This is a genomic window from Benzoatithermus flavus, from assembly GCF_037908215.1.
Taxonomy (GTDB): domain Bacteria; phylum Pseudomonadota; class Alphaproteobacteria; order Geminicoccales; family Geminicoccaceae; genus Benzoatithermus; species Benzoatithermus flavus.
This window is the reverse complement of record NZ_JBBLZC010000006.1, coordinates 80,856-105,029: the sequence shown is the minus strand read 5'-3', so window position 1 is coordinate 105,029 and position 24,174 is coordinate 80,856. Positions and strand designations below refer to the sequence as shown.

The following is a 24,174-nucleotide window of genomic DNA, read 5'->3' as shown; positions in this document are numbered from 1 at the left end:
GTGACGTCACTACGTAGCGGCCCATTCATGCGCACGATCACCGCCCGCGAGGCGAACCAGCAATTCTCCAAGCTCCTCGAGGCTGCCGCCAGCGGCGAGGAGGTGACGATCACGCGCCGCGGCGTGCCCGTGGCCAAGCTGGTGCCGGCGAGCCCGACCGAGGCGGAAGTGGAGCGCACAAGGCGGCGGGAGGCGGCCTTGGCTTGGTTGGAGCGCGAGCCGCTGACCGGCGGCGTCGTGGCCGACTGGACCCGTGACGAGCTCTACGAGCGGGACTGACCGGTGGTGCGCGTGACGCTCGACGCCGACATCCTCGTCTACGCGCTGCAGGCCGACGACGACCGGCACGGCTCCGCGCGGGCCATCGTCGCGCGCGCGATCGCAGGCGACTGCGTGCAGACCCTGCAGAGCCTCGCCGAGTGCTTCCACGCCCTGGTACGTGAACGGCGCCTTCCGCCCGAGCGCGCCCGATCCGAGGTCGAGGCGCTCCGTCGGAACCTGCCGGTCGAGGCGGCGGCGCCCGAGGATCTCGAGCGTGCGATGTGGGCCGTGACCCGACACCAGCTCTCGTTCTGGGACGCCATGCTGTGGGCCACGGCACGCCGTGCCGGCTGCCGGCTGATCCTGAGCGAGCACGTGCACGACGGCCGCGACCTCGACGGCGTCATGTTCGTCAACCCCTTCGACCCCGCCAGCGCCAAGCTCCTCGACCTCGCGCTCCCGCCCCTGGAGGCCTGACCCATGACCGAGACCATCCGTTTCACGCTCGACGGCCGCGAGGTCGAGGCTGCCCCCGACGAGAGCATCTGGCAGGTCGCGAAGCGCGAGGGCATCGACATCCCGCACTTGTGCTGGCTGCCGCAGCCCGGCTACCGGGCCGACGGCAACTGCCGCGCCTGCATGGTCGAGATCGAGGGCGAGCGGGTGCTGGCCGCCTCCTGCATCAGGAAGCCCACCCCCGGCATGAAGGTGACGACCGCGAGCGAGCGCGCCACCACCGCGCGCCGCATGGTGATGGAGCTCCTCGTCGCCGACCAGCCCCCCAAGGCTGACGCCCACGACCAGACCAGCCGCTTCTGGCAGTGGGCCGAGCGGGTCGGCGTCAGCGAGAGCCGCTTCCCCGCCCGCCACCGGCCCGCTCCCGACTTCTCGCACCCGGCCATGGCGGTGCAGCTCGACGCCTGCATCCAGTGCACGCTCTGTGTCCGTGCCTGCCGCGAGGTCCAGGTCAACGACGTGATCGGCATGGCCTGGCGCGGCCATCACGAGCTGCCGGTGTTCGACCAGGCCGACCCCATGGGCCACTCCACCTGCGTCGGCTGCGGCGAATGCGTCCAGGCCTGCCCGACCGGCGCGCTCATGCCGGCCTCGATCGTCGACAGCACCACCGGCCGCGGCAGCCGCGCCGCCGACCGCACGGTCGACAGCGTCTGCCCCTATTGCGGCGTGGGCTGCCAGATCACCTACCACGTCCGGAACGACGAGATCGCCTTCGTCTCCGGCCGCAACGGCCCCGCCAACGAGAACCGCCTCTGCGTCAAGGGCCGCTTCGGCTTCGACTATGTCAGGAGCCCCCAGCGCCTGACCAGGCCTCTCATCCGTAAGGAGGGGGCGCCCAAGACCGACGCCGTCACCGCCATCGACCCTAGGAACCCCTGGACCCACTTCCGCGAGGCCACCTGGGAGGAGGCGCTCGATCTCGCCGCCAGGGGCCTCAGGGAGATCCGCGATCGCGACGGCCGCCGGGCGCTCGCCGGCTTCGGCTCGGCCAAGTGCTCGAACGAGGAGGCCTACCTCTTCCAGAAGCTGGTCAGGACGGGCTTCGGCAGCAACAATGTCGACCACTGCACGCGCCTGTGCCACGCCTCCTCGGTGGCGGCGCTGATGGAAGGCATCGGCACCGGTGCCGTCACCGCCCCGTTCAACGAGGCGCTGAACGCCGACGTCGTCATCGTCATCGGCGCCAACCCGACGGTGAACCACCCGGTCGCCGCCACCTACTTCAAGCAGGCGGCGAAGCGCGGCACCAAGCTCGTCGTCATGGACCCGAGGAAGCAGAACGGCCTCGCCCGTTACGCCTCGCACTACCTCCAGTTCAAGCCCGGCACCGACGTCGCGATGCTGAACGCGATCATGCACGTGATCGTCGCGGAAGGCCTCTACGACACCCAGTACGTCCAGGCCCACACCGACGGCTTCGAGCAGCTCGAGGCGCACCTGGCATCCTTCACCCCCGAGGCGATGGAGCCCGTCTGCGGCATCCCCGCCGCCACGCTCCGCGAGGTCGCCCGCCTGTTCGCCCGCGCCGAGCGCGCCATGGTGTTCTGGGGCATGGGGGTGAGCCAGCACGTCCACGGCACCGACAATGCCCGCTGCCTGATCTCGCTCGTCATGATGTGCGGCCATGTCGGCCGCCCCGGCACCGGCCTCCACCCCCTGCGCGGCCAGAACAACGTCCAGGGTGCGTCCGATGCCGGCCTGATCCCGATGGTCTTCCCCGACTACCATTCGGTGAAGGACCCGAACTACCGCGCCATGCTCGAGAGCCTGTGGGGTACGCAGCTCGATCCCGAGCCCGGCCTCACCGTGGTCGAGATCATCGACGCCATCCACGCCGGGAAGATCAAGGGCATGTACATCATGGGGGAGAACCCCGCCATGTCCGACCCCGACGCCAGCCATGCGCGTGAGGCCCTGGCCGAGCTCGAGCACCTCGTCGTCCAGGACATCTTCCTCACCGAGACCGCGATGTACGCCGACGTCGTGCTGCCGGCCTCGGCCTGGCCCGAGAAGGACGGCACCGTCACCAACACCAACCGCCAGGTCCAGATGGGCCGCAAGGCCCTGCCGCTGCCGGGCGACGCAAGGCCCGACTGGTGGATCATCCAGGAGATCGCGCGCCGCATCGGCCTTCCTTGGCACTATACCGGCCCCGCCGACGTCTTCGCCGAGATGACGCTCGCCATGCCGTCGCTCGCCAACATCACCTGGGAGCGGCTCATGCGCGAATCCGCCGTCACCTACCCGTGCCCGGCTCCCGACCAGCCGGGCCAGGGTGTCGTCTTCACGGACGGTGTCTTCCCCACCCCGGACGGCCGGGCGAAGCTCGTTCCCGCCGATATCGTCCCCCCGGCCGAGCAGCCCGACGCCGACTTCCCCTGGATTCTCACCACCGGCCGCACGCTCGAGCACTGGCATACCGGGGCGATGACCCGCCGTGCCGCGAGCCTGGATGCGCTCGAGCCCGAGGCCTTCGTCACCGTCAATTCCAAGGATCTCCGCCGCCTGGGCCTGAAGGCCGGCGACCGGGTGCGGGTATCCACCCGCCGCGGCGTGATCGAGCTCATGGCGCGGCAGGACAATTCCGTCCCCGAAGGCGTCCTCTTCATCCCGTTCTGCTTCGTCGAGGCCGCCGCCAACGTCCTCACCAACCCCCAGCTCGATCCTTACGGCAAGATCCCCGAGTTCAAGTTCTGCGCCGCCCGCCTCGAGCCCCTGGAGGTGCCCGCCGCCGCGGAGTAGGCTCGCCCGTATGGACCAGGCTGCCCAAGACCTCTACGAGACCGGCTTCTACGCCTGGGCGCGCCACCAGGCCGAGGCGCTGCGCCGCCTCGAGGGGCTCCGCCTCGACGCCGACCTCGACCTGGACCACGTTGCCGGGGAGATCGACGACTTGGGGAACGCCCTGCGCCGCGCCGTGCGCAGCCAGGTCCGCTGCATCCTCGAGCATTTCCTGAAGCTCGCCTTCTCCCCGGCGCAGCAGCCTCGCGGCGGTTGGGAAAGATCGATCATCGACGCCCGCACGGAGCTGAGCGGCGATCTGACCCGGACGTTGCGCAACGCGCTGCTGGGCGAGCTCGACCGCCTCTATGCCCAGACGCGCAAGGCTGCAGCCAAGGATCTCGAGAACGAAGGCGCGCCCGAGGCCGCCCGCCTCCTCCCCGAGACCTGCCCCTGGTCGCTCGACGGCATCCTCCGCGACGACTGGTACCCCGCCCCGCCCGCCGCCGGCTGACCCGCCCTGCGCCAGGCAGGGGTCCCTCGCTTGAGCCATCCGCTCCCCGCGGGTAGAAGGGTGGATGCATGAGCCATGCAGGTGGAAGATGGCCCTCAACCTGAAGGATCCGGAAACGCACCGCCTGGCGCGCGAGCTTGCCCGAGCGACCGGCAAGAGCATGCGCGAGGCCGTGACCGAGGCGATCCGGCTCCGCCTGGAGCAGGTGCGCGCCAGCAGCGACGAGGGCGAGACCTGGTACGCCGATCTCCTCGCCATCGCCGACGACGTCGCAGCGCACCTGCCCGAGCCCTACCGTTCCGCCACGGTCGACGAGCTTCTCTACGACGAGCACGGGCTGCCGCGGTGATCGTCGACTCCTCCGCCCTGATCGCCATCCTCCGCAAGGAGGCGGATGCGGAAGCCTATCTGCGCGCCCTCCAGCGCCACCGCAGCCGGCGCATCTCGGCCGCCAACTGGCTCGAGGTGGCGATGGTGATCGACGGCGCCCGCAGCCCTATCGCCAGCCGCCGCTTCGACGAGTTCGTCGCCAAGGCCAGGTTGGTCATCGAGCCGGTCACGGTCGAGCAGGCTCGTATCGCGCGCGAGGCGTTCCGGGATTTCGGCAGGGGCAGCGGCCACCCGGCTAAGCTGAACTTCGGCGACTGCTTCGCCTACGCCCTCGCGAAATCATCCGGCGAGCCGCTCCTCTTCAAAGGCGACGATTTCCCCCACACGGACATCCGCTCGGCCCTGACGTCCTGAACCAGAGCCGACGCCCTGCCCCGCCGCCCTGACGGCGCCGCCTGCGCCACCCCGATGCCCAAGAGCGCCGCGTACGTCACCGCCACCGCCGGGATCTGCAGGCTGAAATCCACGAGCGCGTGCAGCGCCACCAGCACCGTCGCCCCCACCACCACGAGCGCGAACACCTGCTCCCGCCGCCGCACGAACACGCCCCTGAGCGCGTAAGAAAACAGCAGCACCGGCCCCGCGTACAAGGCCAGCGTCGCCGGCACCCCGAGCTCGACGAGATGCTCGATGTAGGTATTGTGCGCCTTGTCCACGACCGGCCCGAACCGCTCGTCCCGCCGCTGCGCCAGCGCCGCCTCGTAGCTGCCGTAGCCGTGGCCCGTCCACGGTCGCTCCCGCACCATGTCGAGCGACACCTGCCAGAACGTCATCCGGCTCCCCGCCTCGGTATCGGCCTCGCCCTCGATCCGCTCCAGCCGCTGCAGCGTCGTCTCGCCGCTCACCTGCACCACACCCCAGCCCGCGAGCGCCGTCGCCGCCACCACCGCGACCGCCACCGGCAGCCGCGGCCGCGTCACCAGGAACACGAGCAGCAGCACCACCGGCACCGCCACGGCGAGGCTCAAAAGCCCGCCCCGCGAATGGCTCTGCAAGGACGCCGTCACGAGCACGCTCAGCGCCACCACCAGAAGGCTCCGCCACCCCATGAGCCGCTCCACCGCCCCGACCGCGATCCGCCGGAGATCGTCCCCGACCCGCGCGCCCAAGAACGGCTCCGCCAGCAGCGCGAGCCCCACCACGATCCCGAGATTGGCGTAGGTCGCGAAGCTGTTCCGGTTGACGAACGTTCCCGTCACGTCGCCCACGTAAGCCGTCTTCGGCGAGCCCAGGATCGTCTCCCAGCCCGCGAAGTGATCGACGAGCCCATAAAGCGCGCACGCCGTCGTCGCCCCGAGCACGGTCCACAAGATCCGCCGCGCCCGCGTCCCTTCCTGCCCGAGCCCCCAGGCCAGCACGAACACCGCCCCATAAGCCAGGAGCCGCATCAGCGCCGCCATCCCGCCCGCCGTCTCGAGCCCGACCGCCGGCGCCGTGCCTGCGGCCACGTCCGCGGCCACCGCCCAGATCGGCGCCGGCTCGGGCCGGAGCCCCGTCCACCCCGCGAGCGCCGCCCACGGGCCGCCCGCCGCCGGCAGGTTCTGCAGCGCCGCCCACGCCCACACCGGCACGGTCATCAGCCCCGCCAGCGCCACCGGCCCCGCCGCCCGCCAGCGCGATGGCGGCGCGAGCGCCACCCCCACCGCCCACAGCAGGAGCAGCACCCCCGCCCACGCCGCCAGCAGCGACCACGCCCACGGCCGGTTGCTCCCGAGCGGCACCGGCGCCCACGCCAGCAGCACCATCAGCAGCACCGCCACCACCGCCGGCACCGCCCGTCCGCCACGCGCCATCGTCGTTCACCCGCACGTCACGTTTCCCGCGGCCGGGCACCGCCGCCCGGCCGGCGCACCTCTACCAGCGCGTGCGCGCCGGGCCAACGGCGCCACCTGTCACGGGCGGTCGGGCATCCGGCGCCGCACCTCTCCTCCCGGCTCGTCCGCATGCGACATCCACACCCGTGCCCGAATGCCGCGGCAGGCGGCCCGCCGCTGCGTCCTTTCGCACCCCGCACGATCCTCGCCGGTAGGCTATACAGCCGATAGTTGTTCGTCCTGGAAGTGTTCACGGGATGGTAGAGATCGCTCGCGGGTTTTTTCGCTCTCGCCTGATCGCTCCGGATTGGTTATATCCTTGGGCGAACGTCATGATGATTCGTTTCTAGCAATGATCGACCTGCGCTGCCCCGCTCGCCGCCCGGCGCCGCCGGGCACCCCGGATGGCCTCCCGCGGCCGGCGGCAGGTACGGCGAAGGGTCCCGATTGCAGGAGAAAGCGCCGGCCGGCATCGGCCGACGGACCCGGTCCGCGGGCCGGCGCGCGAAACGATGAATAGGGGGAACGCCGCGATGACGCGTCGCGCATTGATCACCGGCATCACGGGCCAGGACGGGGCCTATCTCGCCGAGCTCCTGCTCGCCAAGGGCTACGAGGTCCACGGCCTCAAGCGCCGCGCCTCCCAGTTCAACACCCAGCGCATCGATCACCTCTACGTCGACCCGCACACCGCAGGCGCCCGTTTCCACCTCCACTACGGCGATCTCACCGACGCCACCAACCTGATCCGTGTCGTCCAGGAGGTCCAGCCCGACGAGATCTACAACCTCGCCGCCCAGAGCCATGTGAAGGTCAGTTTCGACACCCCCGAATACACCGCCAACGCCGATGGCCTCGGCACGCTCCGCCTGTTGGAGGCCATCCGCATCCTCAAGCTCGAGCACAGGACCCGCTTCTACCAGGCGAGCACCTCGGAGCTCTACGGCAAGGCCAGCCCGCCGCAGAACGAGGCCACCCCGTTCCTGCCGCAGAGCCCTTACGCCGCCGCCAAGCTCTACGCCTACTGGATCACGCGCAACTACCGCGACGGCTACGGCCTCTTCGCTGCCAACGGCATCCTGTTCAACCACGAGAGCCCACGGCGCGGCGAGACCTTCGTCACCCGCAAAATCACCCGCGCCGTAGCCGCGATCGAGCTCGGGCTGCAGGACCGGCTCTACATGGGCAACCTCGACAGCCTTCGCGACTGGGGCCACGCCCGCGACTATGTCGAGGGCATGTGGCGCATCCTGCAGCACGATCGGCCCGACGACTGGGTGCTGGCCACCGGCGAGGCGCATTCCGTCCGCGAGTTCGTCGAGCGCGCCTTCGCGGCAGTGGGGCGCGAGATCGTCTGGAAGGGCCGGGGCGTGGAGGAGAAGGGGATCGACCGCCGCACCGGCAAACTGCTGGTCGAGATCGACCCGCGCTACTTCCGCCCGCTCGAGGTCGACCATCTCCTGGGTGACCCCTCCAAGGCGCAGCGCGAGCTCGGCTGGAAGCACACCACCAGCTTCGAGGAGCTCGTGCGCGAGATGGTGCTGGCCGACCTCGAGCAGATCCAGCGCGAGCACCTGGCGCATGGTCAGCTCGTCAATCATGCGGCGGAGTAGGGCGCATGGCTGACGGGAAGCGGTTCGACCTCGCCGGCAAGCGGGTGTTCGTCGCCGGGCATCGCGGCATGGTCGGCGCGGCGCTGCTGCGCCGGCTCTCGCGTGAGCCGGTCGCGCTCGTGACCGCGAGCCGGGACGAGCTCGACCTGACCCGCCAGGCCGATGTCGAGGCCTGGATGGCGGCGCAGCGGCCGCAGGTGGTGATCGTGGCCGCGGCCAAGGTCGGCGGCATCCTGGCCAACGACACCTGGCCGGTGGAGTTTCTCGAGCAGAACCTGCTGATCGAGCTCAACCTGATCCGGAGCGCGTTCCGGGTCGGGGTGGAGAAGCTGCTGTTTCTGGGCTCGTCGTGCATCTACCCCAAGCACAGCCCGCAGCCGATCAAGGAGGACTACCTCCTGACCGGCCCGCTCGAGCCGACGAACGAATGGTACGCGCTGGCCAAGATCGCCGGGATCAAGCTGTGCCAGGCCTACCGCAAGCAGCACGGGGCGGAGTTCATTTCCGCCATGCCGACCAACCTCTACGGGCCGGGCGACAATTTCGATCTCGCGACCAGCCACGTGGTGCCGGCGCTGGTGCGCAAGATGCACGAAGCCAAGCGCGAAGGCGCGGCATCGGTCGCGGTCTGGGGGACGGGCTCACCGCGGCGCGAGTTCCTGCACGTGGACGATCTCGCGGATGCATGCGTGTTCCTGCTCGAGCGCTGGTCGGGTTCGGAGCCAGTGAACGTCGGCTGCGGGGAGGACGTGACGATCCGTGAGCTGGCGGAGCTGGTGCGCGCGGTGGTGGGCTACCAGGGCGAGCTGGTATTCGATCCCACGAAGCCCGACGGCACGCCGCGGAAGCTCTTGGACGTGAGCCGGCTCGCTGCGCTCGGCTGGCGGCCGAGGATCGGCCTGCGCGAGGGCTTGGCCGGCACTTACGCCTGGTTCCTCGCCAACGCTGCCGCTGCGCGCGGGCTCGCTGGCGCAGCAGCCTGACCCGAACCGGATCCGCCGTCGCATCGCCCCGATGCCCGCGAACTGAACCGAACCACGAGACGACACACCATGCGTGCCGAACTCCCGTTGATCGCTGCGGCCGGTGGCCGGGGAAGGCAGCTCTCGGGTGCTGGCGCCCGCGCCCTGGCCGAAGGCATGGTCCGCATCGCCGACCTCGCCGCGATCGGCCTTTCCGGAATCGCTACCATCCTGTGGCGCTTCGCCGGCATGTCGGTCCCGGCGGTCGCCGTCACCGCTCTCCTTCTGGGTCTGGTTCTCGGCGGCAACGTCCTGCAGCTCTTCCGCCTCTACCGCGCCGACCGCCTCGCCTCCTTGGGCTTCCAGCTCCCGCGCGTCCTGGCCGGCTGGACGGCCACGGTCGCCGTCCTGCTCGGCGTTCTGTATTCCTTCAAAGTGGCGCACGATCTCTCGCGCCTCTGGGTCGGCTCCTGGTTCCTGGCCGGTCTCGCCTCGCTTCTCGCCGTCCGTGTCGCTGCCCGCATCGTCCTGTCCCGCCGCGACGTCGCCCGCCGGCTCGCCGTCGTCGGCCTCGGCGAGCACCTGCCAGCGCTTCTGCGCCGCCTCGGGGCCGTGGGACCTGCCTTCCAGGTCGCCGCCGCCCTCGACCTCGACCAGTCCCTGCTCGGCCGCTGGCCGCGCGGCATCGTGCCCCTGCACGGCTTCGCCGACCTGGAGCGGTGCGTCTACGACGGCGAGATCGACCAGATCGTTCTCGCCCTGCCGGCTCGCGACGACGGCCTGCTCGAGCGCACCCTGCGCACCCTGCGCCACCTGCCCGTCGACGTGAGCTGGGCGCCCGAGCTGCCGGAGGCGCGCGTGCCGATCCTCGGCATCATCCAGGCCGGCGACGTCCCGCTCGTCCGCCTGCTCGAGCGCCCGCTCGACGGCTGGCGCTACGTCCTGAAGAGCCTCGAGGACCGCATCCTCGCCGGTCTCGTCCTGCTCTTCACCGCCCCCGTCATGCTGGCCATCGCGCTTGCGGTGAAGCTCGATTCGCCGGGGCCGGTCTTCTACCGCCAGAAGCGGCACGGCTTCTCGAAGCAGCCCATCGAGGTGCTGAAGTTCCGCAGCATGTACGTCGATCGCTGCGATGCGCCGGATGCGAAGACGGTCCGCCAGGCGACCAGGGACGATCCGCGCGTCACCCGCGTCGGCCGGTTCCTGCGCCGCACCAGCCTCGACGAGCTGCCGCAGCTCGTCAACGTCCTCAAGGGCGAGATGTCGCTGGTCGGGCCGCGGCCGCACGCCATGGCGCATGACGACCACTACGCCAGGTTGATAGACGACTATCTTGGGCGCCATAGGGTGAAGCCGGGTATAACAGGATGGGCTCAGGTCAATGGGTTTCGTGGTGAAACCAGAACGACAGAAGAGATGCGCCGCCGCATCGAGCTCGACCTCGAATACATCGACAATTGGTCGCTGTGGCTGGATGTCCGCATTCTGCTGCGCACGGCCATGGTAGGATTTTCTCATGATAACGCCTACTGAGACGTCGACTGCCGTTTCCTCGCCGTCCTCCCGTAATATTCTGGGAACACGAGTGAGCGCGGTCTCCATGGAAGAGACGGTGAGCTTCATCCTTGCGAAGGCCTGTGAGCGTCGGAGCGCGACCGTTTGTGTTGCCAACGTGCACATGGTGATGGAGGCCTACGATAGCAGCGCCTATCGCGACCAGCTCAATGCCGCCGACCTCGTCGTCCCCGACGGCATGCCGCTCGTTTGGCTCCTTCGTCGCATGGGCCTGCCCATGCAGGAACGTGTCGCTGGTCCCGATCTGATGCCCCGGCTGTGTGCGGCCGCGGCGGCCGCCGGTATTCCTGTCGGCTTCCTTGGTGGCCGCGAGCATGTCTTGCGCGCTGCCGTGCAGGCCCTGAGGAACATCACGCCGAATCTCGACGTCGCCTTTATCCATGCGCCACCTTTCCGGCCGCTCGACGAAGCCGAGGATGTGGCATTGGTCGAACGTATCAATGCCTCGGGTGTGGCTATCCTCTTCGTGGCGCTGGGCTGCCCCAAGCAGGAACGCTGGATGCACGAGCATCGCGGTCGCGTTGATGCCGTCATGGTCGGGATCGGGGCTGCGATCGACTTCGTCGCCGGGGCGACCCCGCGAGCGCCGGGCTGGATGCAACGACGCGGCCTCGAGTGGGCCTTTCGCCTCGCCAGCGAGCCGCGCCGGCTCGCCGGCCGCTATCTTCGCCACAACCCGCGCTTCTTATGGCTGACACGGCGCCTCCCCGAAGCTGCTGGTGTCACGAGCAACCTGCTGCCCGAGGTCGGACCGTGACCAAGCTCCTCGAGCCCGAGGCGGAGGCCCGGCCGGTAGCGCGCGTCGCCATTCTGCAACGCATCGTGCCACATTATCGCGTCGCGTTCTTCGACCGGCTCCGCACCAGCTTGGCTGCGCAAGGCATCCGTCTCGACCTCTATGCTGGCGCCCCTCGGCCCGAGGAGGCTTTCGAAGACTGCCGTCACCTGTTGCCTTGGGCTACGCCCGTCCGCAACCGCTACCTGCCGGCCGGGCTCTATTATCAGCCCGGCTGGACCCGGCTCCTGTCGTATGACGTCGTGGTGATGGAGCACGCCAACGCGCCGCTCGCCAACCACCTTCTGCTCGTCAGCCGTCTCGCCGCCCGCCGGCCGGCCAGATTGTTCTTCTGGGGGCACGGCGACGACTTCCAGAACCAGGGGCGCGCGCATCTGCAGCGCGGCATCAAGGCCTGCTATGCCCGCTTCGCCGATCACTGGCTCGCCTATACCGAAGCCAGTCGTGAGCGACTGCTGCGCCTGGGCCTTCCCTCGGATCGGATCACGGTCGTCAACAACGCCATCGACACCAGCGGCGCGATCCGGCGCGACGAGCTGAGCGAGGACGAGCGGCGTGCCATCCGCGCCGGCGTCGGGCTCGGCGACGGCCCGCTCGCCGTGTTCTGCAGCCGGCTTCATGAGGGTAAGCAGATCCCTTTTCTCATTGAGGCTTGCCGGCTTGTACATTCGCGCATGCCCGAATTTCAGTTACTAATCCTCGGCGACGGACCGCTGATGTCATGGCTCAGGCAAGTGAGTGCGGGCGAAGGATGGATTCGCATTGTCGGAACGCGTTACGGTGCCGAGAAGTGGCGCCTCTTGGCCGCCTCTGATCTCATGCTGATGCCCGCTCATATTGGACTCTCAATCCTCGACGGTTTCGCTGCTGGTCTGCCGGTACTCAGTGCCCATTTCGACAATCATAGTCCGGAGGTGGCCTATTTAAAGAATGGTGTGAATGGTTTTCTTACCGATCGCACGCCAGAAGCGTTTGCCCGAGCAGTAATTGAAATCTGTTCGTCACTAGAGCTTATGCGTAGAATGAGTCTGGCGGCGGCTGCAACAGCATACAGTCGCTCGTTGCCAATGATGGTTTCATCGTTTGAAGCTGGCCTACAGAGAGTGCTGCTTTCGACGCCGCTGCCCAGTGAATCTACCGCATGACAAAGTTCCAGATTAGATCGGCGCTGATGTTGCCACAAGCGAATCATTCAGTACTCGATACCTTTGCTGCTCGTGTGAGTGCCATCCTGTGTTGAGTTTAGTTCACGTCCTGCCGGGCGCTACCCCGGTTTTGCTCACCCGCTTACGTGCCACTCTGACTGGCCGCTTCGCCAGCGCTACGATCCTGGCGCTGGTCGCAGGACTGGTATCCCGGGCCTTCTTTCTTCTCTCCATGGTCGGGGCATCGCGCCTCCTCAGCACCGACGAGTTCGGCCGTTTCGCACTTGCCTACAATACCGCTCAACTTGCCCAGGCTTTCGCCCTTCTCGGGCTCGGGCCAACGATCCAGTATTTTGTTGCGCGATACCGGTCGACCGATCGGGAACTCGCCAGCCGTTATCTAGTGGCATGCAGGAGGTTGAGCGCCGGTGCGGCGATTAGTGTCGCCTTATTGATTGGGGTTTTCGCGGATTTCATCGCACGCCACGGCTATGCCATCGAGAATGCGGCCAGCTTCCTTGTCATTGCTGGACCGATGGGTGCCACCCTGATCTGGTGTGAGATGCAGATGGCGGTTCTGGCCGCCCTCGAGCGATACCGCGACCAGCTCGCTGTGGCAGCCGCGTCAGGGCCCGCTACGACGCTCCTCGTCGTAGGTGGCTGCCATATCGCCGCACTCCCGGGAGCTCTGCTCGGTCTAGGACTAGGATTGGGACTGAATGCGGCTGGCCTGACACTCGCCGCTCGCCGGGCCGTAGCCCTCGCCGGTATTCAGATGCATGCATCGCCTGACCGTGCTACTTGGCGCGAGATTGCTCGCTTCGCAGCGCCCATCTTTGCGGCGTCGCTATTCTGGATGCCGACAATCTGGGCCGGAAACGCTCTTCTAGCGCGTCAGCCTTCTGGGGTGCATGAGGTCGCCGTATTCGCTGCGGCATGGCAGTGGTATAGCATGCTGACGTTTTTCCCGACTATCGCCATGTCGGTCGCCTTCGTGCTGATGTCTCATGGCGCCGAGTCCAGAAATGTGGCACATCTGCATCCACTACGCTCCTCGCTGATCTCATTATTCGTCATGGGGCCTCCGGTGGCGATCGTAGCTCTGGCGAGTCCCCTAATAATGTCGATTTACGGCCCTGCCTTTCAAGAGAATTGGTTGACACTTGCCATCCTCGCGATGGCGACACTGACAATCACGCCTACTCTCATATGCACCAATACACTTGCAATCACAGGACGACTTCGATCTCGCATATTAGTTAACTTTACATGGTCGTTAGTGCTTATACCAGCGGCTTATATGTTGACCTCTTACGGCAGTGCAGGTCTAGCAACGGCCCACTCTATTAGTCACGTTGCTAGGTTAATTGTGGCCTTGGTTCTGATATATCGATACCAAAGTCAAGCAGGGGCCTTTCCTTACCTACTAAGGTTTCTCTTCAAGAAATAGTTAGGAAGTTTAAACTCTCAATCTGATCAGGACCTGACAATGAAGGCTATAGCTCAAAGCGCTATCGTATACCCTTCAAAGACCGGTCGGGAATTTCGAATCCCTGGACTGTATTCTATTTTTTTATTCATATTTATTTCGGCTTGCGCCGGTGCATTCAGTATGGTGTTTTCCTCAGAACGCAATTTTATTCGAGACTCCGCATTAATTAATTTAAGTATCGAATATTTGTGGCTGCCAATCTATATCATTCTCGCCATGTTTATATTGTTACGATACGCTGCAATCATGGATACTTTATCTCAAAATCTCCCTATATGCGCTCTTGTTATATATGTGATTGCATCAGCATTCTGGTCGTATAATACAATCTCTAGCCTGTCATGTGCAGTAGGGTTTACATTCACTATTCTTGCATCAGTTTGGGCTATTTCAACATTTAGCCCTCGCGCATTAATTTCCATTCTTATGTTTACACTTACATGTATAATGGTGCTAAGTCTATTTGTTTACGTGCAATTTCCGGAAATCGGAACATACTTGGATCCCATGGAGCGAGTGAGTTTGATCGGGCTGCCAGCAGTTAAAGGAATCACCCCGCACAAAACGTGGTTTGGATCAGAAGCTGCTATTCTCGTCGTGCTTGCTGCAGCAAATATAAGAATGAAATTTTTGCGCCAAAACATTCTGTCTATACTTATTATGTGCCTTGCAGTTTTGAGTGTTATTATGTCTAACTCGGTTGTATCTATTTTAGCGGCTTTATTTGGGCTAACCTTCTGGTTTTTCATCAAGCATGCAAGAACAAGTAGCATTTTTCTGATGGGTATATGCAGCAGTGTTGTCATCGTACTTGTCTTTATTAGTATGTTTGATATTGACATCTTTCAGATATTGTTGATCTTTAACCGTGATAGCGGACTTACCGGAAGAGGCTATATTTGGGGCACTTGGCTCGAGGTGATTCAGAAGCGCGTGCTTATTGGCTATGGTTATTCCGGTTTTTTTGGGAACTCCATAGATGCTCCAGCTTATGCATACTTTGGCCGGGCCGGCAGCTATATGCCGCCTAATTTCCACAATACGTTTTTGGATGTTACAGCAGAACTTGGTATTATCGGCTTATTATTGTTTTGTTATCCTGTCGCGTGTTCATTGATTCGACTGTGGCGGGTTCAATCAGATTTTGGTTCTATTTTGCTGTCCGTTGCAGTTGCGCTTCTTGTTGAAGCTATGGGTGAGCGAACGTTCTTACATCACACATTTCTTCCGACTTTTGTGCTCTTCATTGTAATCTTCTATTCGTCTAGCATCTATATTCGCCAGTGTAGGACGGATCATCGGTCTGGAAACACTTGGAAAACTTCATCGTAATTGCGCGGACTTGAATTGGGCCGTTCGTCTGGCTACTCTTCATTCTGTTGGACGCCCCCTCTTCAATGAGGATATCAATATGCAGGCTTCGGTGACTGCAGTTAACACCAGGTGCAATCAACATGCCCTATAATTTCCTGATGCTTGAAACTATCACAGCCAAGAGCATTCCTGCGACAGACTTGTAAAGTGAGTCCGCGACCAGCAGTTGTGTTCCGCGCGTGCCTGCTGAAGGTTTGTCTGGCCGGAGCTTGGGCCGGAGTGGCCGCTTCTTGCACCGCTGCGGCCGGGGCGGCGGAAGACGCGATGCTCCACGATACGTTGATGGCGCGTGCTCGGGCCGGCGAGCATGTGCTGATCCTTCCGCCGGGCACATTCCGGCTGCAGGTGCCGCTCGTCTTCGACAAGAGTTTTTCCGGGACGGACGAGGCACCGGTCGTGATCCGGGGTGCCCCGGAAGGCTCGACTCTCTCGGGTGGCCGACCTGTCGGCGACTGGCGGAACGTGGGTGACGACGGCGTCGCCGTTGATCCGCGCCTGCCTGCAGTATCCAGGCCCTACGTGCGCATAGCGGGCCTGCCGCCCGAAGCTTTTCCGGCGCTGCCACCGGAAATGCCGCGGGGGTTCGGGCGGTCGCCGGTCGATCCGCCACCGCTCCTCTATTTCCGGGGCGAGCCGATGCCGCAGGCGCGCTGGCCCGACGCGGGTTACCTGCGCATCACGTCCTTGCCCGAAGGCGAGCAGGGCAGGATCTTCGGGTTCACGGAGCCGCCGCCGGCCGGTCTCGGGCTGGAGTCGGATCCCTGGCTTTCGGGCTATTGGTATCACGACTACGCCGACGAGCGGGTGCCCGCTGCAGCGATCGACGTCGGGCAGCGGACGATCCGGCTCGGCCCGATCCCGCTGCACTATGGCATGCGGGTGGGTCAGCGCTTTGCGGTCGAGAACGCTTTGTCTGCGCTCGACCGACCCGGTGAATGGTACCTCGACCGCGAGCGGCGCCTCCTCTACTTCTGGCCGCCGGCGCCGATCGCCGAGGGCGACGTCGAGCTCGCCTGGGCGCCCGTCCTTCTCCGCATCGAAGGAGCCCGCCACCTTCGGATCGAAGGAGTCCGTCTCGAGCGTGCGCGGACCAACGCGGTCCTGATGCAGGATGTTGATGATGTGATCCTTAGGGACTGCGAGATCCGGGGAACCGGCGCCAACGCGGTCACGGTCGCAGGCACGCGCAGCGGCCTCGAGCGGTGCTCGATCCGGAGTGTGGGTGCGGCCGGCGTGGTGCTGTCGGGAGGCGACCGGCAGACGCTCTCGCCGGCCGCCAACTTCGTCCGCGACAGCGAGATCGCCGACTTCGCCCGGCTGACGAGAACCTACGCTCCGGGCATCGTCATGGACGGCGTCGGCCAGATCGCGAGCCGCAACCGCATCCACGGCGCCCCGCACAGCGGCATCCGGTTCGCCGGCAACGATCACGTGATCGAAGGCAACCTCCTCTACGATCTCATGCACGAGACCGGGGATGCCGGAGCAATCTACACGGGTAGGGATTGGACTGCTCGCGGGACGCTGATCCGGGACAACACGCTCTGCAATCTGTATTCCCCGTTTCCCGGCGGGGCAAAAGGAGTCTATCTCGACGACCTTGCCAGCGGTATTTCCATTATGGATAACCGCTTTCATAATGTTCAGGATGCAATCTTCATTGGCGGGGGATCGGACAACATCGTGGCCCGCAACATTGTGGTTGGCGGCCAGCGACCGATAACGCTCGATGCACGCGGGCTTACATGGGCAAAGGACAAGCTGTTTGCTCCACGTCCTTCTGGCTGGGACATGAGAGCGCGCTTGGAGCAGGTACCGTGGTCACAAGAGCCCTATGCGAGCCGCTATCCGGCTCTACTGCTGATTTTTGGAGATGAGCCTGGAGTGCCCAAACGCAACATCATAGACAGCAACCGCTTGCTAGGTACTAAAGTAATGCAGCTTGATAAGCTCGTGATTGACCGTCAACTGGTGATTAACAATACAGAGGGCAGCCATTCGGAGTTTGAAATGGGTCAACTTTTCCCGACAGTCTGTCTCGATAGCGCTGGCTATGCGGAATTGACTACACGATAGAATATCATCAACGTAGCGGCATGTCAATAGCCTGGGATTTTGTATGTATAAGTCGTTTAGATCTTGCTTGCGCAAGCTGATGCGTCTCGATCCATGGTTATGGATCGATGATGTGTCTAACAAAGTTCACTTAGGATCTACTTATGGAGGATGGGCGGTTTTACCGGACCGGTTGAATTCAAATAGCATAGTGCTTTCAGTTGGTATCGGCACAGATATTTCTTTCGACTTGGCGATGATCGAACGGTTTGGCTGTCGAATTCACGGCTACGATCCTACGCCCTTCAGCATTGCGTGGCTGGCTGAACAGTCGTTGCCTGCAAAATTCGTAACCCACAAGGTTGGCTTGGCTGCTGCGGATGGTACAATCGATCTTCAGCCACCTGCTTGCGATGGCCATGTTTCTTTTCATACCGCTTATGGTGCGTCGAATGGTACCGAAGGTTCGATCTCAGTCCCTGTTCGGCGTCTGGGTTCGTTGCTCAAGGAGCTGGGGACCAGCCACTGCGATCTCCTCAAAATGGACATTGAAGGTGCAGAGTACGACGTATGTGAGGATATCGTTGCCCATGGTCCGCGACCGAGTCAGCTTCTGGTAGAGTTCCACCATCGTCTCTATGGATTCAGCGTTGTCATGACCGAGGCGACAATCAAAAAGCTCCGCAGCGTAGGATATCGAGTATTCTGGATATCGGAGACAGGTAGGGAATTTGGCCTTGCGCTCGATCGGGACAGATGAATGAAGTCGTCGCGGCGCCTACTCTAAGGGTAGGCGCCGTTGACACCTCGATATATGGCTTCCAGCCGAGCAAGATTGGCAGCAGCACTATAATGATTGAAGAAGTAGCGTCGGCAGTTTCCTCTCGGGATCGGGCGCGTGATCATCTCGTAGGCGGCCCGACGCAGATCAGCCGGATTGCCTGCCTCGAAGGTTAGGCCCGTTGCTTGCTCCTCGACTAGCTCCTCCAACGCACCGATTCGTGAAGCCACAACGGGCAGATCCCAAGCAAAGGCCTCGACTAGCGTCATCGGCAAGCCTTCGTACCAGGTTGAGGGCATGACGAGGAAGGCAGCGCGCCGCATCTCAGCATCGACCCGCATTCGATCACATTGGCCTAGAAAGCTTACGTTCTCGGGTGCTTTGCCCCTGATCTCCGCTTCCAAGGGACCGGTTCCGACGATGCGTAGTGGATAGTTCACGCCTTTCCATGCGTCGATAAGTATCTGGACGCCCTTCTCGGGGCTGAGGCGGCCGACGAAGAGCGCCCCATGCCGCGGGCCGTCGAGCCGCTCACCCGGCTGCACCGGATCCTCGACGAAGTTGGGCTTGACGACGATCTTGCCGGCCGGAAGCCCGGCCTCGATGAATTTGCCGCGCGCGAACTCGGTCAGGGCGATGAGCCTGTCGACCTTCTTATGCCAAGTCCCGCGCCGGCGGTGCACGTCGACCATCGTCGCCACCGCGAGCGAGCCGAGCGCCGAGCCGCGATAGCACCGGTGGACCGCACCCCAATAGGGCGAGCCGGCAACGCACTTCTCGCAGATCCGGTCCCGGCGCAGCAGGAGAGCGCCGGGGCAGATCAGGCGGTAATTGTGGAGCGTCATCACGACGGGCGCACCTTCCGCCCGACAGGCATCGAACACGGACGGCGAGATCAGCGGGAAGAAGTTGTGGACGTGGACGACGTCCGGCCGGAAACTCCGGATCCGGGCGCGCACCGCTTCGTAAGAAGGTCTGCTCCACACGACCCGGAAGCTGGCGGCGAGCCGGTCCGGCAGGCTCTGGATGGTGTCGTTGTGAACGATGAAGCCGTCGACGCTGTGCCCTGCCTCCGTGAGCAGACGCCGCTCGCTGGCGGCGACGACGTCCTCGCCGCCCGCCTGCTGATAATGGTTGTGGACCTGCAGGATTCGCATCGGCGACGTACTCAGATTGAATTTTCAGTCTCTTTGCACGTTGGTCGCTCCATAACCTAGTTTACAGGTACTTGCATCCTATAGTGGTGCGCGCTGCGGCAACCTGCCTATCGGCTTCGGGGGCAGCGACTGTCTCGAGGGAACGGGGTCAGGTCTTGAAAGCGATCATAGGTTGAAGGATCGTCAACGCCTCTCTTGCCAGAGGCGCTCCATGTCCGATCCGCTCTGCCGCTGCTCCCCGGTGCTATCCACGGCACGCCGCTTCGCCCGAGGAAAGGGAACGGGGGTCAGGTCTTGCGTTCTAGTACAGGTTGAGAAACGGTTAACCCGATCGCCCCGCTTGGCTCCCAGGCAGCTCGGCATCCTCCAGCGCGAAGGTCAGCCGCTTGCCGATCGCGGCGGCGGCCTTCTGCACCGTCTGCAGCAGCACCTTGTCGTTGCCCGGGTCGAGCAGCCGGTCGAGCTGGCTGCGGCTCGTCCGCATCCGCCGCGCCATCTCGCTCTTGCCGATGCCGCGCTCGGCCATCGCCTGCTCGATCTGCCACGCCAGCACGCGCTTGATCGCTTGCGCCGTCGCCTCCTCGTGGATCCCTTCTTCCTTGAGGAAGTCGTCGAACGAGGAGCCGATCGCCCCCTTGATCTCGCCCATCATGTCTCGATCTCCTGCTCGCGCCGCCGCGCCAGCGCGAGCCCGGCCGGTGGCGTCTTCTGCGTCTTCTTGACGAACCCGTACAGCAGCACGAGCCGCCCTTGTAGCGGCTTCGGGGTCAGGTCTTGAAAGCGAGCATAGGTTGAAATACGGTTGCCGTCTCTCCTTTCGGAGATGCGCCGATGCCGCATTCCACCGCTTCCGCTCAGCCGGTCCTGCACACCGTCGACGACTTCCTCGCCTGGGTGGAGCGGCAGAACGAGCGCTACGAGTTCGTCCACGGCCGCCTCGTCCTGATGGCCGGCGGCAGCACGGCGCACGACGACATCCAGGTCAACCTGCTCGCCGCCCTGCGCACGCGCTTGCGTGGCACGCCCTGCCGCCCGAACGCACGCGAGGCTCCGGGGGCGGATCTTGAAAGCAAGCAAAGGTTGAAATAGGGTCGGCATCTCCCCGCCGGATCGACCCGGATCGGTGCGAGGCAGCAACGGCGGATGGCGCATGCCCTGAAAGCCGATATCCGGATCGGCTTCGGCGCGGCGCTCGGGCCCGAAGCTCGCGGCATGAGCAGGCCCGCGGCCCGGCCCGCCCGGAACGGCGCGGCGGGTGCCGTGCCCGCTTTGCGCCGGCGCGGGCTCCTGTCCGCGGCCTGCGCCACTGCCCTCCTCGCAGCCTCGGGTGCTGCTGCCGGGCCGCCGGTGCTCTCGCCCGATCCCGAGCGCGGCCTGCCGTTCGCCGACGGCACCGGCTGGATCGATTGAACGCCGCAGGCCCGCCCGCCCCTTCGTCCGCATCGGATCATCGGGCGCCGGCAGGTTCTCGCCCGCTAGGGACTTGCCGCCGAGCAAGAGTCGGTAGCTAGCCGCTATCGGCCGCCGTCCCTTACTGCCATGCCTCGTGACAGCGCCGCCGATGCCACCGCCACGCCGCCTCGGTCAGAACCCAGGGCACGACGGCGCATATGGCGATCGTCGCCAGCGCCTTCGCCAGGAACGACGCCTCGCTCGCCGCCATCGCCACGCCGGCCGAATGCGCCACGGCCGAGGCGCCCGCGATCGTGCCGAGCAGCGTCAGCAGAAAGCGTGCGCGCCGATAGAAGCGACGCACCCTGTAGCCGGTACGGAGTCTCTTCTGCATCCCCGCAACCCCGCGCGCTTCATTTGTCGGCTCCGATCTGCGTCGGCAGTCCGATCGTCTCGAGGTTGGATATTAGCCCCTTTTACCCGAATGGGAAGGAGAAAGTGAACGAAATATAATTATCCATTAATGTTATGTTCGTCTCGGTCCGATCGCGTCGTGCGCGAGCCGGCCTGCCCGCGCCGCCGGGCGACGGCGGGCCCCCGCCCGGGCGAGGTCCGCCCGCCGTCGCTACCGGCACCGCGTCAGCGCCGCTTGTCGGGCTCGGCCCGGCCCGGTGCGATCCCGGACATCGCGCCGCCCGCCGGGCGAGCGGCCCGCCGCGGCTCCCACGGCGGGCCGGCGCTGCCATGCCCCCGCCGCAGCTCCGTCACCAGCACCTCGGCCAGCGTCTGCGCCAGCAGGACGAGCTGCGCCTGCGCCTTCGCCGACATCGCCCGGTCCAGCGCATCGAGCCGCGCGCCCAGCGCCGCCTCCAGCCGTGCCAGCTCCGCCGCCAGCACCGTACGCTCTCCGGCCTTAGCCGCTACCCCGCGGCGCCACCTCCCGGCCGCGCCGACGACCGCCTTCAGCGCACGCACCATGAAGCACCTCCTCCCAGGGCGAGCAGGAGCCGCCGGCGCTGCGGCCGCCGCGCGCGTGCCATCGGAAAGAACGGCACCCGCCGCTGCCGCCCCGCCGCCTTCGCCCCGGCCGCCGGTGCAGCCTCCGGCGCGGCGGGCGGCAGCGGCGGCCCCTCCGGCGTGCCCCAGTCCTGCAGCAGCCGCACCTCGATCCCGTCCAGGGCCTTCGAGCTCACCATGAGAAGAGAGCGCCGCACGTCGCGCTTGCTTTCGTCCCAGGGGTGAACCGACTGCGACGTCCCGCACAGCACGAGATCGCCGAGCCGCAGCCGTCCGTGCCAGCCTTTGAAGTAGCCCTTCCGCAGCACCGCCTCGAGCGGCTCGGGTGTCGAGTAGGTCCAGACCCCGAACGGGTAGTCGTTCTCCGCCCCGAACACCCGCATCAGGCCCTCGGTGCGCGTCGTCATGGCCGCCTCTGGCCCGCCGCCTGCGGCGGCTCGCCCGGCTCGTCCTCGACCCCGCCCCAGTCGTGCAGCACGCGCACCGAGACCCGCATGCGCTCGACCCGGGTCACCATCAGCAGCGCCCGCCGCACCTGCGTCGGCCGATGCCACGACTGCGGGTGCAGCCGCGCCGGGTTGCAGCCGAACAGGATCAGGTCGCCCGGCTGCAGACCCTCCGCCCAGCCGTCGAAATAGCCGGGCTTCAGCGCCTCCTCGAGCGTGTCGTTGGTGGCATAGGCGAAGCCCGCCCAGGTGAAGTTCGAGCCCGGATTGAAGATCTCCTGCAGCGAGCCGGGGCGGCATCCCATCGTCCACATCTCCCTGAGTAGTGTTGCCGACATCTTGCTTCTACCAGAGATCGGATGGCGTTGCAAGTATATGTTCCTAAGATACCGATAAAATGCCGAGAGAATTCGTCCGAACTTCGCGGCTCCTTCAATCGGTCCAGCGAGATGGATGTGGCTTTCCCGAACGAATCTAGATATAAATTCCTAAACATCCGTCGCGAGGTGCCTGCCCATGTCGTCCTGCCCGTCACCGCTTCCACCCGCCGCCCCGGCCTCCGCCGCCGTGGCACTCCCGCCGGCCATGGCCCTGCCCGGGCCCGGCGAGGGCAGGGAGGTCGCCCTCTCGCCCGCGGACGCTGCCCGCGCCGAGCGCGCTCGTCGTGCCCGCATCAACGGTGCGAAGTCGCGCGGGCCGGTGACCGAAGCCGGCAAGGCGCGCTCCTCGCGCAACGCCCTGAAGCACGGCCTCACCGCCGAGGTCCATCTCGTGCTGCAAGGCGAGAACGCCGCCGCCTTCGACACCCTGGCCCGCAGCCTGTTCGCCGAGCTCGCGCCCGTGGGCACGCTCGATGGCGCCCTCGTCGCCCACCTCGCCGCGGCTTTATGGAAGACCGGCCGCGCCGAGCGCCTCGAGGCGCAGGCTTTCGCCCGCGGCGCCAATCCCAACCCCGAGCGCCTGCGCCTGGCGCTGCGCTACCAGGGCCAGAACCGTCTCGCCCTGTTCCGCTGCCTGCAGGAGTTGAAGGACCTCCGCCGCCGTCCCCTGCCATCTCCGCCCCGAGACGGCGCGGCTGCGTCCTCCCTCCCGTCGCTTCCGGCCGAGTCGCAGCCCGAGGATCTCCCGCCACCGCCCGCCGACGCGAGCGGGCAGGCCGATCCCCCCTCTCCCGCGCCATCGGCCGACCTCGGCGGCCACGACGACCCCGCCACCCCGACCCTATCGAGCCCGCCCCCGCCGCCCGACCTCTCGACGCTCGCCCTCGTCGTTTGGGGCGGCGCACGGCCGTGTACGCCGCCGCCCGGCTCCCTGATGCCGTGGCCAACCCCCGGCATTCCCCCGCAGCACGCGTGCTGCCTCCAGGACGAGGCTCGCCCCGCCGACGCGCCGGTCGCGGTCGATGCGCGAGGCCGGATCCACGTCCCGCCCGAGTGCCTGCACGATCGCGGCCTCCTGCCCGAGCCCCCGGCTCTACCCGTCGAGCCTGCCGCCTCCGCCTTGCGCCACGGCCTCACGCTCGCCGCTCTCGCGGCGGATGCGGCCGATCCCGCCACTCCTCCGCCCGATGCCCGGCCCGCGCCAGGTGTCGCGCCCCCGACCGATGCGCCGGTACGAAACGAACCCAGCCGACCCGAGCAGCCCGCCCCCGCAGCCGAAGCGGCCGGCGCCGCGCCCCCGACAGTCGACACCGCCTGGTGCCGCCTCTGGGGCATCGCACCGCCGCCGCCGGACCCGCGGACCGGCGCCGCCCCGCCCGATGATCCCGGCCGGAATCCCGCCGCCCGCGACCAGCGCGGCGAGGATGCCGATCGGCACGACGCCGGCCATCCGCCCGAGCACCACCTGGAGGATCGGCCGGCGCAGGCGGACGATCGGTGCAGGACCTCACCGCCGCGCCGTGCCGGCCGGCATCTGCGCCGCCATGTCCTGGAGGCGCTTTCGAACCGGGTCGGGAGCGCCTTTCATGCATCATGTTCCAGCCGGGACGGAGCGCGGGTCGTGGCCGCGCCCTGCCCGCGGCGTCAGTCGGCCCGGTGAGGCGGAAAGACCGACGCCCCGTACCGCCCGGCATTCCGGTGTGCTTGCGGTGGCGGCGGAGCCGGGCCATGTGTCGGCGGACTTCCAGCGAGGATCGTTCCTTTCCCCCG

The 24,174-nt window shown here is 65.8% G+C and carries 26 protein-coding genes; 18 read left to right on the top strand and 8 right to left on the bottom strand.

The window, feature by feature from the left end:
- Nucleotides 1-27 precede the first annotated feature (27 nt).
- The 6 genes from U1T56_RS07965 (at nt 28) to U1T56_RS07940 (ending at nt 4,759) form a co-directional block, all read left to right on the top strand.
- Nucleotides 28-279, top strand: a complete 252-nt coding sequence (locus tag U1T56_RS07965; RefSeq protein WP_418158920.1) for a type II toxin-antitoxin system Phd/YefM family antitoxin — start codon at nt 28-30, stop codon at nt 277-279.
- A 3-nt stretch (nt 280-282) separates the two neighbouring features.
- Complete coding sequence (locus U1T56_RS07960) at nt 283-738, top strand: PIN domain-containing protein (RefSeq protein WP_418158919.1); 456 nt, start codon at nt 283-285, stop codon at nt 736-738.
- A 3-nt stretch (nt 739-741) separates the two neighbouring features.
- Nucleotides 742-3,522 carry a formate dehydrogenase subunit alpha gene (fdhF, locus tag U1T56_RS07955; RefSeq protein WP_418158918.1) on the top strand — a complete coding sequence of 927 codons (2,781 nt, stop codon included), beginning with the start codon at nt 742-744 and terminating at the stop codon, nt 3,520-3,522.
- A gap of 10 nt (nt 3,523-3,532) precedes the next feature.
- Nucleotides 3,533-4,015 (top strand): DUF29 domain-containing protein, encoded by a 483-nt coding sequence (locus U1T56_RS07950; RefSeq protein ID WP_418158917.1) that lies wholly within the window; start codon nt 3,533-3,535, stop codon nt 4,013-4,015.
- Between the two features lie 88 nt (nt 4,016-4,103).
- Nucleotides 4,104-4,364: a type II toxin-antitoxin system VapB family antitoxin gene (locus U1T56_RS07945; RefSeq protein ID WP_418158916.1), complete on the top strand. Its 261-nt coding sequence runs from the start codon at nt 4,104-4,106 to the stop codon at nt 4,362-4,364.
- The gene (locus U1T56_RS07940; protein ID WP_418158915.1) at nt 4,361-4,759 is read left to right on the top strand and encodes a type II toxin-antitoxin system VapC family toxin; all 399 of its coding nucleotides are present in this window, start codon (nt 4,361-4,363) and stop codon (nt 4,757-4,759) included. Before U1T56_RS07945 ends, U1T56_RS07940 begins: the two co-directional genes overlap by 4 nt.
- On the opposite strand, the gene U1T56_RS07935 is transcribed toward U1T56_RS07940, so the two are convergent.
- Nucleotides 4,669-6,198, bottom strand: coding sequence for an O-antigen ligase family protein (locus tag U1T56_RS07935; RefSeq protein WP_418158914.1), 1,530 nt, complete (start codon nt 6,196-6,198; stop codon nt 4,669-4,671). The two genes, U1T56_RS07940 and U1T56_RS07935, sit on opposite strands and share 91 nt — an antisense overlap.
- 554 nt (nt 6,199-6,752) lie before the next feature.
- Here U1T56_RS07935 and gmd point away from each other — a divergent pair.
- The 9 genes from gmd (at nt 6,753) to U1T56_RS07890 (ending at nt 17,991) form a co-directional block, all read left to right on the top strand.
- On the top strand, nt 6,753-7,832 hold the full coding sequence (gene gmd, locus U1T56_RS07930) for a GDP-mannose 4,6-dehydratase (RefSeq protein ID WP_418158913.1): 1,080 nt from the start codon (nt 6,753-6,755) through the stop codon (nt 7,830-7,832).
- Between the two features lie 5 nt (nt 7,833-7,837).
- Nucleotides 7,838-8,815, top strand: a complete 978-nt coding sequence (fcl, locus tag U1T56_RS07925; protein ID WP_418158912.1) for a GDP-L-fucose synthase — start codon at nt 7,838-7,840, stop codon at nt 8,813-8,815.
- Between the two features lie 69 nt (nt 8,816-8,884).
- Nucleotides 8,885-10,327: an undecaprenyl-phosphate glucose phosphotransferase gene (locus tag U1T56_RS07920; RefSeq protein ID WP_418158911.1), complete on the top strand. Its 1,443-nt coding sequence runs from the start codon at nt 8,885-8,887 to the stop codon at nt 10,325-10,327.
- Nucleotides 10,328-10,394: 67 nt separating this feature from the next.
- Complete coding sequence (locus U1T56_RS07915) at nt 10,395-11,126, top strand: WecB/TagA/CpsF family glycosyltransferase (protein ID WP_418158910.1); 732 nt, start codon at nt 10,395-10,397, stop codon at nt 11,124-11,126.
- Nucleotides 11,123-12,310, top strand: coding sequence for a glycosyltransferase family 4 protein (locus U1T56_RS07910; RefSeq protein WP_418158909.1), 1,188 nt, complete (start codon nt 11,123-11,125; stop codon nt 12,308-12,310). Before U1T56_RS07915 ends, U1T56_RS07910 begins: the two co-directional genes overlap by 4 nt.
- Before the next feature lie 91 nt (nt 12,311-12,401).
- Nucleotides 12,402-13,760, top strand: a complete 1,359-nt coding sequence (locus tag U1T56_RS07905) for an oligosaccharide flippase family protein (protein WP_418158908.1) — start codon at nt 12,402-12,404, stop codon at nt 13,758-13,760.
- Between the two features lie 549 nt (nt 13,761-14,309).
- The gene (locus tag U1T56_RS07900) at nt 14,310-15,134 is read left to right on the top strand and encodes an O-antigen ligase family protein (RefSeq protein ID WP_418159037.1); all 825 of its coding nucleotides are present in this window, start codon (nt 14,310-14,312) and stop codon (nt 15,132-15,134) included.
- Between the two features lie 306 nt (nt 15,135-15,440).
- Entirely contained in the window at nt 15,441-17,252 is a 1,812-nt protein-coding gene (locus tag U1T56_RS07895; RefSeq protein WP_418158907.1) for a right-handed parallel beta-helix repeat-containing protein, read from the top strand.
- Between the two features lie 67 nt (nt 17,253-17,319).
- Nucleotides 17,320-17,991 (top strand): FkbM family methyltransferase, encoded by a 672-nt coding sequence (locus U1T56_RS07890; protein WP_418158906.1) that lies wholly within the window; start codon nt 17,320-17,322, stop codon nt 17,989-17,991.
- Between the two features lie 23 nt (nt 17,992-18,014).
- On the opposite strand, the gene U1T56_RS07885 is transcribed toward U1T56_RS07890, so the two are convergent.
- The 3 genes from U1T56_RS07885 to U1T56_RS07875 form a co-directional block, all read right to left on the bottom strand.
- Nucleotides 18,015-19,169 carry a glycosyltransferase gene (locus U1T56_RS07885; RefSeq protein WP_418158905.1) on the bottom strand — a complete coding sequence of 385 codons (1,155 nt, stop codon included), beginning with the start codon at nt 19,167-19,169 and terminating at the stop codon, nt 18,015-18,017.
- A 322-nt stretch (nt 19,170-19,491) separates the two neighbouring features.
- The gene (locus tag U1T56_RS07880; RefSeq protein ID WP_418159036.1) at nt 19,492-19,818 is read right to left on the bottom strand and encodes a helix-turn-helix domain-containing protein; all 327 of its coding nucleotides are present in this window, start codon (nt 19,816-19,818) and stop codon (nt 19,492-19,494) included.
- Nucleotides 19,818-20,009 (bottom strand): hypothetical protein, encoded by a 192-nt coding sequence (locus U1T56_RS07875; protein ID WP_418158904.1) that lies wholly within the window; start codon nt 20,007-20,009, stop codon nt 19,818-19,820. The genes U1T56_RS07880 and U1T56_RS07875 overlap by 1 nt, the downstream gene beginning before the upstream one ends.
- Between U1T56_RS07875 and U1T56_RS07870 the strand changes: the two genes are divergently transcribed.
- Nucleotides 20,001-20,258 (top strand): Uma2 family endonuclease, encoded by a 258-nt coding sequence (locus tag U1T56_RS07870; RefSeq protein ID WP_418158903.1) that lies wholly within the window; start codon nt 20,001-20,003, stop codon nt 20,256-20,258. The genes U1T56_RS07875 and U1T56_RS07870 overlap by 9 nt on opposite strands.
- A 123-nt stretch (nt 20,259-20,381) precedes the next feature.
- Nucleotides 20,382-20,579, top strand: a complete 198-nt coding sequence (locus tag U1T56_RS07865; protein WP_418158902.1) for a hypothetical protein — start codon at nt 20,382-20,384, stop codon at nt 20,577-20,579.
- Nucleotides 20,580-20,700: 121 nt separating this feature from the next.
- Here U1T56_RS07865 and U1T56_RS07860 read toward each other — a convergent pair whose 3' ends face one another.
- The 4 genes from U1T56_RS07860 to U1T56_RS07845 all read right to left on the bottom strand — a co-directional run bounded on the left by U1T56_RS07860 (nt 20,701) and on the right by U1T56_RS07845 (nt 22,329).
- Nucleotides 20,701-20,955, bottom strand: coding sequence for a hypothetical protein (locus U1T56_RS07860; protein WP_418158901.1), 255 nt, complete (start codon nt 20,953-20,955; stop codon nt 20,701-20,703).
- 245 nt (nt 20,956-21,200) lie between these two features.
- On the bottom strand, nt 21,201-21,539 hold the full coding sequence (locus U1T56_RS07855; RefSeq protein ID WP_418158900.1) for a hypothetical protein: 339 nt from the start codon (nt 21,537-21,539) through the stop codon (nt 21,201-21,203).
- Nucleotides 21,524-21,985: a hypothetical protein gene (locus U1T56_RS07850; RefSeq protein WP_418158899.1), complete on the bottom strand. Its 462-nt coding sequence runs from the start codon at nt 21,983-21,985 to the stop codon at nt 21,524-21,526. Before U1T56_RS07850 ends, U1T56_RS07855 begins: the two co-directional genes overlap by 16 nt.
- On the bottom strand, nt 21,982-22,329 hold the full coding sequence (locus U1T56_RS07845; RefSeq protein WP_418158898.1) for a hypothetical protein: 348 nt from the start codon (nt 22,327-22,329) through the stop codon (nt 21,982-21,984). Before U1T56_RS07845 ends, U1T56_RS07850 begins: the two co-directional genes overlap by 4 nt.
- A gap of 211 nt (nt 22,330-22,540) precedes the next feature.
- Here U1T56_RS07845 and U1T56_RS07840 point away from each other — a divergent pair, with 211 nt between their 5' ends.
- Complete coding sequence (locus U1T56_RS07840; RefSeq protein WP_418158897.1) at nt 22,541-24,064, top strand: hypothetical protein; 1,524 nt, start codon at nt 22,541-22,543, stop codon at nt 24,062-24,064.
- The last annotated feature ends 110 nt before the right edge of the window (nt 24,065-24,174 follow it).

Bases quoted from the DNA above. Each gene is read 5' to 3' on its own strand.
- U1T56_RS07965 (WP_418158920.1), top strand. From the start codon at position 28: ATGCGCACGATCACCGCCCGCGAGGCGAACCAGCAATTCTCCAAGCTC.
- fdhF (WP_418158918.1), top strand. From the start codon at position 742: ATGACCGAGACCATCCGTTTCACGCTCGACGGCCGCGAGGTCGAGGCT.
- U1T56_RS07950 (WP_418158917.1), top strand. From the start codon at position 3,533: ATGGACCAGGCTGCCCAAGACCTCTACGAGACCGGCTTCTACGCCTGG.
- U1T56_RS07945 (WP_418158916.1), top strand. From the start codon at position 4,104: ATGGCCCTCAACCTGAAGGATCCGGAAACGCACCGCCTGGCGCGCGAG.
- U1T56_RS07935 (WP_418158914.1), bottom strand. From the start codon at position 6,198: ATGGCGCGTGGCGGACGGGCGGTGCCGGCGGTGGTGGCGGTGCTGCTG.
- gmd (WP_418158913.1), top strand. From the start codon at position 6,753: ATGACGCGTCGCGCATTGATCACCGGCATCACGGGCCAGGACGGGGCC.
- fcl (WP_418158912.1), top strand. From the start codon at position 7,838: ATGGCTGACGGGAAGCGGTTCGACCTCGCCGGCAAGCGGGTGTTCGTC.
- U1T56_RS07920 (WP_418158911.1), top strand. From the start codon at position 8,885: ATGCGTGCCGAACTCCCGTTGATCGCTGCGGCCGGTGGCCGGGGAAGG.
- U1T56_RS07915 (WP_418158910.1), top strand. From the start codon at position 10,395: ATGGAAGAGACGGTGAGCTTCATCCTTGCGAAGGCCTGTGAGCGTCGG.
- U1T56_RS07900 (WP_418159037.1), top strand. From the start codon at position 14,310: ATGGAGCGAGTGAGTTTGATCGGGCTGCCAGCAGTTAAAGGAATCACC.
- U1T56_RS07895 (WP_418158907.1), top strand. From the start codon at position 15,441: ATGCTCCACGATACGTTGATGGCGCGTGCTCGGGCCGGCGAGCATGTG.
- U1T56_RS07885 (WP_418158905.1), bottom strand. From the start codon at position 19,169: ATGCGAATCCTGCAGGTCCACAACCATTATCAGCAGGCGGGCGGCGAG.
- U1T56_RS07880 (WP_418159036.1), bottom strand. From the start codon at position 19,818: ATGGGCGAGATCAAGGGGGCGATCGGCTCCTCGTTCGACGACTTCCTC.
- U1T56_RS07870 (WP_418158903.1), top strand. From the start codon at position 20,001: ATGCCGCATTCCACCGCTTCCGCTCAGCCGGTCCTGCACACCGTCGAC.
- U1T56_RS07875 (WP_418158904.1), bottom strand. From the start codon at position 20,009: ATGCGGCATCGGCGCATCTCCGAAAGGAGAGACGGCAACCGTATTTCA.
- U1T56_RS07865 (WP_418158902.1), top strand. From the start codon at position 20,382: ATGAGCAGGCCCGCGGCCCGGCCCGCCCGGAACGGCGCGGCGGGTGCC.
- U1T56_RS07860 (WP_418158901.1), bottom strand. From the start codon at position 20,955: ATGCAGAAGAGACTCCGTACCGGCTACAGGGTGCGTCGCTTCTATCGG.
- U1T56_RS07855 (WP_418158900.1), bottom strand. From the start codon at position 21,539: ATGGTGCGTGCGCTGAAGGCGGTCGTCGGCGCGGCCGGGAGGTGGCGC.
- U1T56_RS07850 (WP_418158899.1), bottom strand. From the start codon at position 21,985: ATGACGACGCGCACCGAGGGCCTGATGCGGGTGTTCGGGGCGGAGAAC.
- U1T56_RS07845 (WP_418158898.1), bottom strand. From the start codon at position 22,329: ATGGGATGCCGCCCCGGCTCGCTGCAGGAGATCTTCAATCCGGGCTCG.
- U1T56_RS07840 (WP_418158897.1), top strand. From the start codon at position 22,541: ATGTCGTCCTGCCCGTCACCGCTTCCACCCGCCGCCCCGGCCTCCGCC.